This is a genomic window from Phocaeicola sp. RTP21198st1_B8_RTP21198_201120 (genome assembly GCF_040929485.1).
Taxonomy (GTDB): domain Bacteria; phylum Bacteroidota; class Bacteroidia; order Bacteroidales; family Bacteroidaceae; genus Phocaeicola; species Phocaeicola dorei.
In genome coordinates this window covers 24,246-39,576 of the sequence record NZ_JBCOCI010000045.1, presented here as the reverse complement: position 1 = coordinate 39,576, position 15,331 = coordinate 24,246, and the positions used below count along the sequence as shown (strand labels likewise).

Genomic DNA, 15,331 nt, shown 5'->3' with positions numbered 1-15,331 from the left:
TATCTGCAAATTCAGTAATGAGAGGACGTGTAAACGCAATAAGGACGTTCAAGGGCTTAGTTGCGGATTTGAGGTTTATAATAAACTCCTTCCACATGCAGGCGGTTGCGAAACATATTCGATTCAAAGCCTGCTTCCCAAGCTTCCACTTTTTCCCATCTAAGGTTCGCATTAGGCAAATAGGCCAACTGATAGCCCGGATAGATGGTGGACGGATTGCCAAACACAGCTCCAAAAGCATTTTCAAGCAACGGCTCAGCCGGATAAGCAGTATCCAGATTCTGATTGCCCAACGTACCCCAGGAACCTTTCAACTTCAACATATCCAACCAAGAAATGTCTTTCATAAACTCTTCTTCGGTCATCAGCCATCCGGCACCTGCCGAGTAAAAGTTCTGCCATTGGTTGCCCGTATACGAAAAAGCCGAAGAACCGTCCCGACGGAAAGATCCGTTGAACAAATATTTTCCTTTGTAATTATAAATCACACGCCCCAGAAAAGAAACAGTAGTACGTTCCCACTGTGTACTTCCATTGGTAGCTGTGGCCAAATCACCAATACTGACGAACCATTTATCGGGATTATCGGGAATAACCAATCCAATACCTTGCCCACGGGCGGCATCCAGACGGCTGAGAGAATTGTAATAAGTAGTGAAACCGGCGGTTGCCGTCAGATTATGGTCGCCAAAACTATTTGTATAAGTCAGCACATAATCACTTTGCACCTTCGTTTCATTTTCCTTGAACTGGCTCACTTCAGTCTTACCCGTTCCCAGTGTAGCCACATTTCCTTTCACTGTGTTATCATATACCTTGATAATCGGCTGATAGGTACGCCCGTTATTCGAGCCGTAATCCATAGAGAACACAGCCCTGAAATTAAAATGTTCCAGAAAATCCACCTCTCCATAAATGTTACCTGATGCACGATAATTCTCTGCGCGAGTGGTGTTGGCTTTTAAATCCACATCCACCATCGGATTCATCATCTGTGCTTTCTGAAACTCCGGCAACGCCGCATACAACTGATATTCTTCATTGAATACAGGAGCTATAGGAGTGGTACGGACAGCATTCAGAACTGATTTACTATCAGCAGGCAGCATACGTGCTCCGTTAAACTGAAACCCGACCTTTATCTTATCGGTTATCTTATACTCATTGCTGGCATTCAAGGTGATTTTGCTGAACTTCTCGTGCTTTATATTTCCTTGTTCGTATGAGTATCCCATCCCCAGATAAAAACTATGTTTTTCAGAAGCTCCTGTCACACTGATATTATTATTGGTAATGAAGCCATTCTGAAGCACTTCATCCTGCCAATCGGTATCAGCATTCCAGCCGGAAAAATCAAAAGCGGGATTCTTTTCATTAACAAGCTGCTCACTATACAATTCTTTGAACTGAGAAGCATTCACCATCTTGATTCTGTCCACCACATGTTTCCAGCCGAATGAGGTGTTGATATTCACCAAAGTCTGCCCCTCCTTAGCCTTCTTTGTAGTGATAATGATAACCCCATTAGCTCCACGCACACCGAAAATAGCCAATGAAGACGGGTCTTTCAACACTTCCATAGACTCAATATCCTCGGGATTCAGAAAGTTAATGTTATCATTGAACAAGCCGTCGACAATGTAAAGAGGTTTGTATCCGTTAATGGAGTTCGTTCCACGTACACGGATTTCGGGGTCCGAGCCTGCTTGTCCCGAGTTGATAATCTGCACACCGGCTACCTTTCCCTGCAAGGAAGACAAGGGATTTGTAGAAGGTTTATTAGCGATTTCGGCTCCCTTGATATTCGTGATAGAGCCGGTCAAGTCACGCTTCTTCGCACTACCGTAACCTATCACTACTGTTTCAGCCAGCATTTGTGAGTCCTCTTTCAGCTGTATATTTATCACATGCTGGCTGCCTACTTTCACATCTTGCTTCACCATTCCCACGTACGAGAATTCCAGTACATTGTCGGGTGAGGCGGTAATACTGTACTTCCCATCTATGTCGGTAATCGTACCATTGGAAGTACCTTGAATCACTACGGATGCTCCAATCAGAGGTTCATTGGTCGAATCGGTTACCGTTCCGGTCACTGTCTTCTCCTGAGCAAACAGCGACGTAGTCATCAACAGCAGACAGACTAAAGCACTAAAAGTCCTCAATCCCTGCCGCCCATGTTGTAAAGGTTTAGGTTTATTGTCCATTGCATTTTCTATTAACAAATAAATAACTAGTTTAATTTCTTATATTGCAATGAAACAAAAGGAACCGGAAAAAGATGTTTAAGACGAGAGAATTAACACTTTAACATCCCATGAAAAAAAGTTACCCGAAGAGCATGTGCTCCTCGGATAACTTTTATTATTCTTATATCACCATTCTATGGTACATGGACCACCAAGGGATTACGTACCTTCTGAGCGTATTCTTCCAAATATTTGTTCCAATCGGTATCGGCTTCGAAACCATATTTGCTCCAGCCTGATCCCCAATAATAAATATACTCGGAACCCGGTTCATAATCACTGACCGACAACACATGACCCAAAGCACCTCCACGTTCTTTCTGCTCTTTTTCGGAGAACATTTGGGGCAGCGCTCCTTTTATATTAGCCGGAAATACAGCACCTATATAAATCACTCCATTGTTATTGGCTGCATTCTCTGTAGAGTCCGCATAGGCTATATAACCTGCATTTGCATCAAAACTATACCCCGTAGGATTCTGTTTGTGCAATACAATGCCGGTCACCACCGGAGTTGTTTCCTGCAAATTATCAAAAGAAACCACAGTCTTGTTCAACTGCGATCCCTTGTCCAAAGAAATGATACGCGTTTCTATCACATTTGAATCTCCTTTTACAACCAACGGATTATAAACTAACTTGGTGGTGAATCGAAGCGGACCGTTATCCAAGACTTCACAATCCTTGTAACAATAGGGATAAACAATGGTACTATCGGGGAATAAAGCTGCTGTTCCGCCACCCAGAGTCGGACCCACCGCATAACAATCCATTCCGTTTCCATGATCTATGTGATAAGAGATTCCTTGATTCAAATCACCGTCATAACGATCTTCCACCACCGGTTCGGGTACATTCTTGGTCCAGATGTCATAACCAAAGGCACGCTCGCCCTTCTCCTGCAAAGCAGGACCGTATGCACGATAAGCGGCGCGATCGTTTTCCCATGCCACATCATCCAGACGCTCGGGATATTGACGCCCACAAGCAACCACATCCACCGGCTGTGGAGTTCCTTCTGCAATTGTATAAGTAACCGAAGCTCCCCCTTTCACCGAAACAGGAAAGATAAGCATATCATCGTATGTTATCTGATAAGGTACTTCAAGCCCGTTCTCGTCCAATACGATAACTTGTGCCGTATCGGGTAATTGTAGTTTGCCTGTTATTTCAGCCATAGAGATTTCCACCATTTCTCCATTCCTATCAATAGAAAGCGGATTGGTTATAGTGACAGTCACCGGCTCCTTTTGCGAACAGGAAAACATAGCTAACGCCGTTGCGACTGCTAAAAAGATTTTTCTCATACTATTTATTGTTTGTCGAACTGAAAGACAAAAATACAAAGAATCTGCAAGTATCAACAAAGACACAAGCAGATTCTTCCTATTTATATCTACTAATTATTTAGGCTGTTTACCAATGTAGGCCAGAATACCGCCATCTACATAGAGAATATGGCCATTGACGGCATTAGATGCTTCGGATGCAAGGAATACAGCAGGACCAGTCAATTCCTGCGGATCCAACCAGCGGCCGGCCGGAGTCTTGGCACAGATGAATGTATCAAACGGATGACGGCTTCCATCGGGCTGGATTTCACGTAACGGAGCAGTCTGCGGAGTAGCGATATAGCCCGGACCGATACCATTACACTGAATATTGTATTCTCCGTATTCAGAACAGATGTTACGAGTCAACATCTTCAAACCACCTTTAGCGGCAGCGTATGCAGAAACGGTTTCACGACCTAACTCAGACATCATAGAGCAGATATTGATGATTTTACCATGTCCTTTTTCCATCATCGCAGGCAAAACTGCTTTAGAAACAATGAACGGAGCATTCAAGTCAATATCAATAACACGGCGGAAATCGGCAGCTTCCATTTCGTGCATCGGAACGCGACGGATAATACCGGCATTGTTTACAAGAATATCAATTGTACCTACTTCCTTTGCGATAGTGGCAACCATAGCCTGTACGGCAGGCTCGTCAGTAACATCACATACATATCCGTGTGCTTTAATTCCTTTTTCAGCGTAAGAAGCCAAACCTTTATCCACCAATTCCTGATTGATGTCGTTGAAACAGATGGTTGCACCTTGTTCTGCAAAAGCAGATGCAATAGCAAAACCGATACCATAAGAAGCGCCTGTTACAAGGGCGACTTTACCTTCCAAAGAAAAATTCAAATACTGATTCATGATACTTATATTATTAAATTAATGAAGTTATATTATTTATTTCAAGTCTGTAATCAATGAGAAGTCTTGATCACCATAATCCAAATTCTCTCCACCCATACCCCAAATAAAGGTGTAATTGTGTGTTGCCGCCGCACTATGAATAGACCATTCGGGAGACAAAACTGCCTGATCGCCTTTCATCCATATATGACGTGTTTCATCCACTTCTCCCATAAAATGACAAACAGCGTGTTCATCAGGCACTTCAAAATAAAAATAAGCTTCCATACGACGGCTGTGCACGTGTGCCGGCATGGTATTCCACACACTTCCCGGTTTCAGTTCGGTCATCCCCATCTGCAACTGGCAGGTAGGCAATACCTGACTTACCAGCATCTTGTTGATGCAACGATGATTGGAACCTTCCAGTGAACCCATTTCAGCAACGATGGCATCTGCCTTGGTCACTTTTTTATCGGGATAGTTACGATGAGCGGTAACAGAGTTAAAATAGAATTTGGCAGGATTTCCGGCATCTTTACTTTCAAAAGTCACTTCCCGGTCTCCCGAACCCAGATAAAGCGCTTCTTTATAATCCAGTTCGAACACGGCATTTCCAGCTTTGACCACACCGGGACCGCCCACATTAAAAATACCCATTTCACGTCGGGAAAGAAAGTAAGATGCTTTCAGCGGATCAATGGCCTCCAGTTTTAATATCTCTCCCACCGGTTTGGCTCCTCCTACAACCATGCGGTCATACATGGAGTAAACCATGTTCACCTCATTGTCCGAAAATACTTTTTCTATTAAGAAATCCCGTCGTATCCTTTGAGTGCCATAGCTTTTGGCATCTTCGGGATGCGCGGCATAACGGATTTCATAATTTGTCTTCATAAGCAGCTATTTTATGTTTTTATAGTATTCCGAATTATTTCGACTTGGGCAAAGTTACGAAACAATCTTGTTTCGATGCTGCAAAAATCGTTCAGAATAGGTATAAATTTTGTCCTATTATATGCAAAATCTGCTACTTAATACGTTTCAGAACACTCAAAAACTCAAAATCAACGAGATAAAATATCACAAAACTTATCTTGAAACGCACGCGCCCGGCTTAATTTCAGTACGTTTTGGTTAATGATAACAAAGGCCAATTGATGTCCATTAGCAGCTTTTACATACCCTGCCAGTGAACTGACCCCGGTTACAGAACCGGTTTTTGCATGCACATTTCCCCGAGCCTTGGTCTGTTTCATCCGATTTTGTAAAGTACCGTCCACTCCTGCTATGGGCAGAGACTCATAGAAAGGAAGAAAAACTTCCCGATGATAATAGGCATACTTCAAATACTCCAATAGTAAACGTGGAGAGATATAATTATAAACGGAAACACCGCTACCGTCCGCTATCTTATAGTTCTCCGGATTAAACCCTAAAGCTGTTTTCATAAAGGCGTGAATGGCATCGGTTCCATCTTCTCCTGTCACCCGTTTATGCAGGGAACGCTTGGCAGCCAAATGATAAAACATTGATTCGGCACACAGGTTATCACTTTTCTTCAAAGCTCTTTCCAACACTTCCTTGAGTGGTCTTCGGACGGTATAAAGCGTAACTATACTGTCGGCCGTTACAGGACAATCGGCATACGTGCAGGTTCGCGCTTCAATTCCTTTGCTGCGCAAACGGCTGACAAAGGTATGAAAAAAGAAATCTTTGGAAGTATATACATTCAATTTCTCAGTATAGGGATAAGAAACATTTCCGGAAACGGTAATGATATTGCCATTGCTGAGCCAGTTACGAGTGATTTTCAGCTTTCCGGCTTGTGGATTACGGCTCACCCCGTGATTATGAACTTGATAATAATCGGAAACCGGCGTACAAACTACTTTGGGCAACGAGTCTTTCTGAGCAGGAGAAACCGATACATCCACGCAGCCCCTATTCAGCATGAGAGGGGAAAGATAGGGTTGGAAGGAATAAGGAGTATCGTCCCAACACCAACCGGAACCCCAATAAACTGAGTCTGTCATGGAAACATCCGCTGCAAGGGTATCTGTCACATAACGGATGCCTTTACTTGCCAATGCATCTACCAGACGGTCCAGATCCTCGTCCATAAATTCCGGATCAAAACCGCCTATCAGATACAAGCTGCCTTTCAACGTGTCATTTTCTATTTTTCCACGATAACGAAGACTGGTATCCATGGTATAATCTGCTCCCAGTTGTACCAAGGCGGTAACCGAAGTGATTATTTTCTCAACAGAAGCAGGCCGGTACAGTTTATCGTCTTGGTAACGGTAAACGGATTCTCCGGCGGTCAAATCAAATACGGCAATACCCACTTCGGATGTTTTCAGAACTTCTTCATGCAGTAAAGCGTCCAGCCGCTGAGATAGCGGCTGGGCGTTTATGAAGTGAATAGATAAAATCAGTAAAAAGAAAAATAAAACTCGTTTCATTATAGTTCCCTGAATATCTCACCCACAGTAGGATGAGGAAATACATATCGTTTCCAATCCTCTATGGTCTTACCATCCTCAATAGCCATACCTGCCAATACAATCAGCTCGGAAGCAGGATTACCCAACATGTGCGCTCCCAATACAGTACCGTCTTCGGCTGTCAAAACTTTGCAGACGCCGTTCACTCCTTCATTCTCGGCTACAAAACGCCCGGAGTAAGCCATCGGCAACTTAACGGCTCGATAAGGAATACCTGCGGCCTGCAAAGCTTCCTCGCTCATACCTACCCCGGCAATCTCGGGATTTGTATAGACCACACCCGGTATGGCACGATAACTCATCGCATCTTCCTTACCTGTAATATGATGGACAGCCACTTCCGCTTCACGCACGGCGGTATGTGCCAACAAAGAGACTCCGTTCAAATCACCGCATACATAGACACCGGGGACAGAAGATTGCAAATGTTCATCTACTTTGATGCATCTGCGCTCCGTCCATTCCAAATTCAGATTTTCCAATCCGAAACCTTTTGTCACCGGACGACGGCCCACACTCATCAATAACTTATCAGCTGTAACAGTTCCTGTTCCATCTGCATTTTCATATGACACAGTAATACCGGTTTCCTCTTTGGACACCCCTACTACTTTCGTACTGAGCAGGAACTTGATTCCTTTTTTGGCATATTCAGCCCGGAGCATAGCCGACAGCTCTTTATCCATGCCACCCAGGATCTCATCCAACATTTCGACAACTGTCACCTGTACTCCCAAACTGGTAAAGAAAGAAGCAAATTCCATACCGATCACTCCACCGCCGACAATAGTCAATGAAGCAGGTACTTCTTTATTATCCAGTGCATCACGGTGCGTCCAGTAATCCACATTTTCCACTCCCGGAATAGGAGGAATAAATGTTTCACTGCCGGTACACAGCAGCAAATTCTCACATTCATAGGTTTCCCCACCACATTGGATGGTATTCTTATCTACAATTACAGCTTCTCCCGTTACTATATTTACCTGATGCGCAGTCAGTTTTGCCTTGATACCCAGTACCAGTTTACGAACCACCTTTGATTTACGCGCCACAATTTTTCCTAAATCAAAAGAAGCTTCAGGCACATTCACGGCATACTTTGAAGCATGTTTCGCATAATCATATACTTTAGCCGAATAAAGCAAGGTTTTGGTAGGAATACATCCCTCATTCAGGCATACACCGCCCAAACTTCTTTTTTCGAACAATACAACACTCAGTCCTGCCTTTCCGGCAGCTTCGGCAGCAGTATACCCTGCGGGACCTCCACCGATGATTGCAATTTGATATTTCATGGTATTTATTTTGGGTTAATTAGTTTTTATCTGTTCAAAGCCTTCAACAGACAGATTTGGATCTATTTTTATCAATGCTTCTACAAATTCCAAAGGCTTATCAGGGTTAATCATTACAAAACCTTGGGCATGCTCTATTTTCACTTTTTGCATTCCTATTGCATTCGGATTATAAGACACTTTACGGATTCCGTCTACACATATTCTGTTCCCCCATCCCGGTTTGATTTCCAGAACACCATTGTCTTTTACAATATACGTAGTTTTCGACCGCGAATAAAACATTAATACAGGAATAATAATTCCCCCAAGCGCCGAAAAAGCCCAACTTTTCTCCAAATACACATTCAGAAAAATAATCAGAACAACCAGACCGACTATAATGATCCACCAGTTACGGGTTCTTTTTGTTTTAAATACTTTCTCCATAATTTATTCCTCCTCTATCCTATGCTCCAACCGCTTCACCAACGCATTGATAAATTCTTCCGGCTTTACAGGAACCAATGACAATAAATTTTTCTTCCCATAATGTATCAATACATATTTCGAAGGCATAATTCCACCAAATCCGGAACTTCGTTTCAGCTCCACATCCGTAATGTCAATCAAGGGAATGGTCTTCCCTTTATAAAAACGACCATAATACACCACTAACTTTCCATCCGCAGTCAGCGTATAAGTAGAATGGATAATACGTTCAATAATAATGATCAGACCCAATGCTACTACCAATCCTATCATTGCCTTCATACACCAAAAAGCAAATACCATGACGGCTGTCAGCAGTATCAGGAGAAAATAAGTACCTCCTGCTATCTTCACATGAAAAATTCGATTCATCATCTTATTGTAATTTGCCCGAAAGATAATAAATTTATCGTTTATCGACCTCATTACGGCGCAGAATGAGAGAATTTATCCTTTTTTTGTCCTCTTTACTGTACGTTTCATCTTCAAAGCATACAAATTTAATTCGATAGAAGATTCCGTTTCTGTTATATCACCCTCATCAGTCAGCAGTTCATTCAGCAGTTCTCCACTACGTTGTACCAGACTCTTCCTCTTTTCCTCATCATACTCGGTAGCCATGATATTTACATTCCGTACTAATGTCCTTAACTTAAAGAATGATTCGATAATGGCAAAAGTAGTTGCGGTAGCTCTCGGACTTCTTAAAATTGTAGCCAGCATATAAAGCCCTTTTTCGGTAAATGCTTTAGGTTCTACGGGAGAATGTTTCAAACTACTGAACCGGTCGAAATTTTCGACCAGTTGCTGTTTTTCAGATACTTGCAACGAAAACATATAACCATTTGGGAATTTGTCCCGATTGTTTTTTACTGCTTCATTAATTCGTTTGGTTTCTACGCCATAAAGCTTAGCTACATCCCGGTCTATCAGTACTTTCTCACCCCTCAACTCAATTATAAGTTCTTTTACCTCACTTTCGTGAATGATTTCTTTATTGTTTTCCATCCTATTCTATTTAAAAATGCAGAAAGTTACACGTTTAATTTCATACTTGCATTATCTATTTCGTTTATTCTTCACGAAAAAAATAGTAAAAACAAGAGTAAAAGGTACAATGAATAAAGGTTTTTCGTAGCTTTGCACCCATAAAGCATATTATCATGGTTAAAAAATTCGATTTCCTTGTTATCGGCTCAGGACTTGCCGGAATGAGCTTCGCACTGAAAGTAGCTCACAAAGGTAAAGTCGCCCTGATTTGTAAAGCAGGACTGGAAGAAGCCAATACCTATTTTGCCCAGGGAGGTATAGCATCTGTTACCAACTTGAAAGTAGACAATTTCGAGAAACACATTGAAGACACGATGATTGCCGGCGATTGGATCAGTGACCGCGCGGCTGTAGAAAAAGTAGTGCGAGAAGCACCTGCACAAATCCAGGAACTGATAAAATGGGGAGTGGATTTTGATAAAAAAGAAGATGGAGAATTCGACCTCCACAAAGAAGGAGGACATTCCGAGTTCCGCATCCTGCACCACAAAGACAATACAGGAGCTGAAATACAAACTAGCCTGATAGAAGCGGTAAAAGCTCACCCCAATATTACCATATTTACAGATCACTATGCGGTAGAAATCATTACCCAGCATCATTTGGGAATTATCGTCACCCGCCATACGCCGGGCATCAAATGTTTCGGTGCTTACGTATTGAATGAGAAAACAGGAGAAGTGGATACGTTCCTGTCCAAAGTAACTGTAATGGCAACAGGCGGATGCGAAGCGGTATACCGCAATACAACCAATCCACTGGTAGCTACGGGAGACGGCATTGCTATGGTGTACCGTGCCAAAGGAGCAGTAAAGGACATGGAATTTATACAATTCCATCCCACCGCCCTTTTCCATCCGGGAGACCGTCCCAGTTTCCTCATCACCGAAGCCATGCGCGGTTACGGTGCTGTCTTAAAGAATCAAAGTGGCGAAGAATTCATGCAAAAATATGATCCACGCCTGTCATTGGCTCCACGTGATATCGTAGCACGTGCCATTGATAACGAAATGAAGCAGCGTGGTGAAGATCATGTATATCTGGATGTAACTCATAAGGATCCGGAAGAAACAAAAAAACATTTCCCCAATATTTATAAAAAATGCCTCAGCCTGGGCATTGATATTACTAAGGACTATATTCCTGTAGCTCCGGCTGCTCATTATCTGTGCGGAGGTATCAAAGTCGATCTGGACGGACAGAGCAGCATCAACCGTTTGTATGCCATCGGCGAATGTTCATGTACCGGTCTGCACGGAGGTAACCGTCTGGCTTCCAATTCGCTGATAGAAGCTGTGGTCTATGCGGACGCGGCAGCCAAACATGCACTAAATGTACTCGACCGATATGACTTTAATGAGGATATCCCCGAATGGAACGATGAAGGAACCATGAACAATGAAGAACGGGTACTGATAACCCAAAGCATGAAAGAGGTGAACCAAATTATGGAAGCTTATGTAGGTATTGTACGCAGTAATACGCGATTAATCCGTGCTTGGAACCGATTGGATATTTTATATGAAGAAACCGAGCGTCTTTTCAAACGTTGTAAGGCTTCACGCGAGCTTTGCGAACTGCGTAACATGATTAACATCGGGTATTTGATCACCCGTCAGGCAATGGAACGGAAAGAGAGTCGCGGACTGCATTATACGATTGACTATCCACATGCCGCTGAAGAAAAAAAGTAAAAAATATTTTTTTACTTCAAATAGAACTGATTATTTTTATAACTCCCGTTAGCAGAATTACTTTTTCTTGTTGACCATTATTGCACTACGAAAATTAAATCAATTCTGCTAACGAGATTATTTTTGTCCCATTCGTATAAACATGAACTAAAAACAGCAGGAACAATGACGGAATCATCTATCCGTAATAATTATTTTTCCTCAAGCGGATTAATATTCAGAATGATTCTCTTATAAGATTTTAGATTGGGAATTCCATTATCTGTAAGTTCAAGTATCAAATGTAACTGTTTGCCCGGATTATCCGGTACAATTATCTCCGCCCTCTTCTCATCGGCGTGCTTTATAGCCACCTTTGTTTGCACACTGCCTGCTTCCCGATATTGCCACCATTGGTAAGACAATGAATTTTTATCAGGGTCAAATGAAGAAGAGGCATCCAGTATTATTTTTTCTCCCGGCCGGACTGTGCGTACACTTTCTCCCAATATCCGGGCAACAGGTTGATGATTTGCCTTTGAATATTCATCAGCCACGCACCAGTCGGCACGAGCCGCCCAGTCATTTTGTATAGCAGGCAACCAACGCTGGAAAGTATAATGCGAATCCGGCACACCGTTTTTCAAATCATTCCCATCTTGCATGTGATTGCCATTTTTATACTCCGGGCGTCCTCCCCATCCTCCTAATGTATAGTCTGTATGCTGTTCAAGTCCATTACGTATAAGAGGCATAAAAGAAGGAGTATCCCCCTCACTGGTATATTCCTGAGGATAGGCGGCACAAAGTGGTCCGTGCCCATTCTTAATATGGTCAGCCAACCAAGGTTTATCCATGATTTGTTGCAACTCTTTTGAATTTTTACTAAGTCTGTTCTTAAAATAATAATCCACACTCATGTAATCCCATACATATCTCCATCCTCCATCATGATCCGGCGCGCCCGATTCATAAATAATGATTTCAGGAAGATTCTGTTCTATCCATTTTCCACCGCCGTCCTGATACCAAATACAATATAATCTGGCTTTTGATACCGCTTTTGCCCATTCTGCAGCAGAATATTTCTGCTTGATCTGCCATAAGGCATTGGCCTGGGTGTTGGCTCCACCCCATGCTAAAATATGAACAGGCCTCGGATCAGAATCAAGCAATGTCCTTATGATGAGCTGTGCCCCCTCGCTATCAGACAGTAAAGGAGGCAATTTATGCAAGTCCTCTCTGTTCTCATTACCAACCGCCAAGACACTTAGCAGATATTCAGCATCGGGATAATCGGGATTATGTTTCCTCAAATTAGGCAGACATTCCGCATATTTGGCAATTTGTGATTCGATCCATTTATCTTTACTATGTCCGTCTTTCTGTACCCCATTGACTTGAACAATGCCTGCGACATCATAATCAGAAGAATACATAAGAAAACGAATCATAGAACTTTGATCGTCAATCTCACCATCCGTAGTGACAATAACCCGGGGCTTCTCCTGCTGTCGGGCAACAGCAGATAACATTGACACAAACAAAAAAACAATACAGCATAAAACAGGGGTCATTTTCATATTACAAACTGTTAAATTAGTAGGCCAACACATTCCAAAGATCTCTGATACGTTGTTCGGGGTCCCATTTGCCATTGAATGTCCACTTGGCGGTAACGCCATAAAACTCCGGAGCATTCTCCGCCTCCTTCAAATTATCGTTTAACCAGCCACTATGCCCTCCTTCACGGGTACAACCATAATAATAGGTACGTAGCCCCCACGGACAGGGATCAAGCACTTTATCCGAATAAGCATAATGAATATTCCCGTCAAGCACATTCTTCGACATTTTACATTTGATGAGATAAAATTGGGAATCATGATGATAGCGTCCTAAAAGTGTCGGTGTCTTAGCATCAAATGAAGAATTGGTAATAACCAGTTTCTTGTTCTTGTCACCTCGTCCGTCATGCCAAATCATGGCACGGCTATCACCATAAAAATGGCAGCGTGTGGCATAGCACCATCCGCGAGGACAAAGAAAATCCACACCCGGACAACGAAGATAGAGATCGGCATGATAATACATACCATTGCTTCCGGGCGCCCACAAGGAAAGGGCATCGTTTCCATCGGCCCATACATTACTGTTGATGATGATAGTACGAGTGGCACGTCCAAAAATCGCCATCTGATGGATGGTCGTATTTTCAACGGCAGTTCCGTAATTGTTGTAAACAGTCAGTCCGCTAATAACACAATCATCCGCACCTTCCTGCAACACAATGACACCATTGCCTACCGGACGTCCATGATATTCCGTGATGGCACGTGTCTGGGCTGTTTCAGCCAAGACAATCCGCGTACTGTCACGGTTTTCTCCCACCAAAACAATATTAGGTCTGTCAATAATCACTTTTTGATGATACGTTCCGTTCAGCAATAAGATTTTAAAAGGTACTGTCGGAATTTCCGACGCCTTTTCAATAGCTGCCTGAATACTCTCTCCCGGCTTTACCACCACATCAAAAGCCGTACGCTCTGCCATGGGACGACGATACATTTCAATAAGCCCGTTTTCATTCGCTCCTTTGGTTGCCAGACTGATTGCCACTTTATGCTTCGGATCATATTTGTCCGCCCATGCATTGTATATGGCAAAAAGCTCAGCCGGCCTGCTATTGTACCAACTATATCCGTTACGACGTTCTGTTCCTATTTCTTCCAAGTGGCGACGCGGCAACCCGTCACGGTCACATACATACGGTTCACAATATTTCAAATCATAATAACGTGCCCAAATAGGCCTGGCTTGAGGATCTTCCACAAGACGAGTATCCCGCTCACCATTTGCCAGCACGATACGCTCGCATTTCAAACCGGTAAGTTTATACCTGTCAAACCATTTCATGGCTCCGTGAACCGCCCGCTTCACGCGTGCGTCAGGTGCAGGTAATTCCATGAGCAGACGCACAATCCCGGCACTCTCCGCCGAACAATAAGACGGCAACTCATACGCACGTGCCGGTGCAGGCTTCAATGTTTCCCTATCATTCTGCTGACACCACACTGAAGGTTCTCCATCCTTGATAATTTGTGTAGCCAAAATGCACTCTATTCCTTTATTAAAGGCTTTTTCCAAACGTACACACAAAGCCTTGTCTATCAAATCATCCTCATAAGGCGCTTTGTAATTCATCATATCACGTATCATATTCAATGTATTGACAATGGCATCGTCATTGAAAGTAATATGTATCTGATAACCACGCGGACCGGGCCAGAATTGCGGCCATCCTCCGTTTTCGTATTGACCACTCAGCAAATATTCCACTCCCTGGAGGAAAGCATCCCGATAACGTATATCCTTAGTCTGCCTATAAAGACGGGCTAAAAAAATCATCTGGGCAGTTGTGGCATTATTATCTATCGTAGAATCATCACGACGTGATTTATCCTTTATCACTTTAGCCAGCTCTTTATCATTCATGCAGCGGGCCATATCTATATTCTTCGGCCAACCGCCCGTACAGCGTTGAAAAGCCAATACATTTTCAGCAATCCGCCGAGCTTCATCTGTCAGAAAGAAAGAATCCTGCTCCATACGTGCTATTTGTTTCCATTCCTTAGGATACGACTCATTATCCTTTTTATGAGCTCTTTGCTGCGCAAAGGAGCCGGTTGCCATGGCAAAAGCCATAAAGCCAATAAACACTTTTTTGAATGTATTTTTCATTATTCCTATATGTTTTGATAAAAACCAGCAAACAAAATTATGCGTTTTCCGATCTGAATACAGAGAATATTTGGTCTTTTTCAGGCAGATTTTGCACAGACATCATCAAACCTATACAATTTTTGATACTCTGCCCCTTTACCTATACAT

11 protein-coding genes and 1 pseudogene are annotated in these 15,331 nt (G+C 42.9%); 1 reads left to right on the top strand and 11 read right to left on the bottom strand.

Annotation, left to right across the window (positions count from 1 at the left end):
• Positions 1-59 precede the first annotated feature (59 nt).
• From AB5935_RS15430 to AB5935_RS15390, 9 genes and pseudogenes are all read right to left on the bottom strand, one after another.
• Positions 60-2,207 (bottom strand): annotated as a pseudogene (locus tag AB5935_RS15430) (SusC/RagA family TonB-linked outer membrane protein); the annotation flags it as partial.
• A 176-nt stretch (positions 2,208-2,383) separates the two neighbouring features.
• Positions 2,384-3,556: a DUF4861 domain-containing protein gene (locus tag AB5935_RS15425; RefSeq protein ID WP_007841552.1), complete on the bottom strand. Its 1,173-nt coding sequence runs from the start codon at positions 3,554-3,556 to the stop codon at positions 2,384-2,386.
• Between the two features lie 96 nt (positions 3,557-3,652).
• Complete coding sequence (locus tag AB5935_RS15420; RefSeq protein WP_005844136.1) at positions 3,653-4,456, bottom strand: gluconate 5-dehydrogenase; 804 nt, start codon at positions 4,454-4,456, stop codon at positions 3,653-3,655.
• Between the two features lie 36 nt (positions 4,457-4,492).
• Positions 4,493-5,335, bottom strand: a complete 843-nt coding sequence (gene kduI / locus AB5935_RS15415; RefSeq protein WP_007834125.1) for a 5-dehydro-4-deoxy-D-glucuronate isomerase — start codon at positions 5,333-5,335, stop codon at positions 4,493-4,495.
• Between the two features lie 170 nt (positions 5,336-5,505).
• The gene (gene dacB / locus AB5935_RS15410) at positions 5,506-6,906 is read right to left on the bottom strand and encodes a D-alanyl-D-alanine carboxypeptidase/D-alanyl-D-alanine-endopeptidase (protein ID WP_007834126.1); all 1,401 of its coding nucleotides are present in this window, start codon (positions 6,904-6,906) and stop codon (positions 5,506-5,508) included.
• Complete coding sequence (lpdA, locus tag AB5935_RS15405) at positions 6,906-8,246, bottom strand: dihydrolipoyl dehydrogenase (protein ID WP_007834128.1); 1,341 nt, start codon at positions 8,244-8,246, stop codon at positions 6,906-6,908. Before lpdA ends, dacB begins: the two co-directional genes overlap by 1 nt.
• Before the next feature lie 15 nt (positions 8,247-8,261).
• Positions 8,262-8,675 (bottom strand): PH domain-containing protein, encoded by a 414-nt coding sequence (locus AB5935_RS15400; RefSeq protein WP_007847980.1) that lies wholly within the window; start codon positions 8,673-8,675, stop codon positions 8,262-8,264.
• Positions 8,676-8,678: 3 nt separating this feature from the next.
• A complete protein-coding gene (locus AB5935_RS15395) occupies positions 8,679-9,089 on the bottom strand; it encodes a PH domain-containing protein (RefSeq protein ID WP_007854769.1) in 411 nt (136 codons plus the stop codon).
• Positions 9,090-9,164: 75 nt separating this feature from the next.
• Complete coding sequence (locus AB5935_RS15390; protein WP_005844124.1) at positions 9,165-9,725, bottom strand: ORF6N domain-containing protein; 561 nt, start codon at positions 9,723-9,725, stop codon at positions 9,165-9,167.
• A gap of 155 nt (positions 9,726-9,880) precedes the next feature.
• Here AB5935_RS15390 and nadB point away from each other — a divergent pair, with 155 nt between their 5' ends.
• Positions 9,881-11,461 carry an L-aspartate oxidase gene (gene nadB / locus AB5935_RS15385; protein ID WP_007834134.1) on the top strand — a complete coding sequence of 527 codons (1,581 nt, stop codon included), beginning with the start codon at positions 9,881-9,883 and terminating at the stop codon, positions 11,459-11,461.
• Between the two features lie 191 nt (positions 11,462-11,652).
• Here nadB and AB5935_RS15380 read toward each other — a convergent pair whose 3' ends face one another.
• Positions 11,653-13,023, bottom strand: a complete 1,371-nt coding sequence (locus AB5935_RS15380; RefSeq protein ID WP_032936051.1) for a DUF1593 domain-containing protein — start codon at positions 13,021-13,023, stop codon at positions 11,653-11,655.
• 16 nt (positions 13,024-13,039) lie between these two features.
• The gene (gene pelA, locus AB5935_RS15375) at positions 13,040-15,181 is read right to left on the bottom strand and encodes a pectate lyase (RefSeq protein ID WP_038612115.1); all 2,142 of its coding nucleotides are present in this window, start codon (positions 15,179-15,181) and stop codon (positions 13,040-13,042) included.
• Between the last annotated feature and the right edge of the window lie 150 nt (positions 15,182-15,331).

Bases quoted from the DNA above. Each gene is read 5' to 3' on its own strand.
- AB5935_RS15425 (WP_007841552.1), bottom strand. From the start codon at position 3,556: ATGAGAAAAATCTTTTTAGCAGTCGCAACGGCGTTAGCTATGTTTTCC.
- AB5935_RS15420 (WP_005844136.1), bottom strand. From the start codon at position 4,456: ATGAATCAGTATTTGAATTTTTCTTTGGAAGGTAAAGTCGCCCTTGTA.
- kduI (WP_007834125.1), bottom strand. From the start codon at position 5,335: ATGAAGACAAATTATGAAATCCGTTATGCCGCGCATCCCGAAGATGCC.
- dacB (WP_007834126.1), bottom strand. From the start codon at position 6,906: ATGAAACGAGTTTTATTTTTCTTTTTACTGATTTTATCTATTCACTTC.
- lpdA (WP_007834128.1), bottom strand. From the start codon at position 8,246: ATGAAATATCAAATTGCAATCATCGGTGGAGGTCCCGCAGGGTATACT.
- AB5935_RS15400 (WP_007847980.1), bottom strand. From the start codon at position 8,675: ATGGAGAAAGTATTTAAAACAAAAAGAACCCGTAACTGGTGGATCATT.
- AB5935_RS15395 (WP_007854769.1), bottom strand. From the start codon at position 9,089: ATGAATCGAATTTTTCATGTGAAGATAGCAGGAGGTACTTATTTTCTC.
- AB5935_RS15390 (WP_005844124.1), bottom strand. From the start codon at position 9,725: ATGGAAAACAATAAAGAAATCATTCACGAAAGTGAGGTAAAAGAACTT.
- nadB (WP_007834134.1), top strand. From the start codon at position 9,881: ATGGTTAAAAAATTCGATTTCCTTGTTATCGGCTCAGGACTTGCCGGA.
- AB5935_RS15380 (WP_032936051.1), bottom strand. From the start codon at position 13,023: ATGAAAATGACCCCTGTTTTATGCTGTATTGTTTTTTTGTTTGTGTCA.
- pelA (WP_038612115.1), bottom strand. From the start codon at position 15,181: ATGAAAAATACATTCAAAAAAGTGTTTATTGGCTTTATGGCTTTTGCC.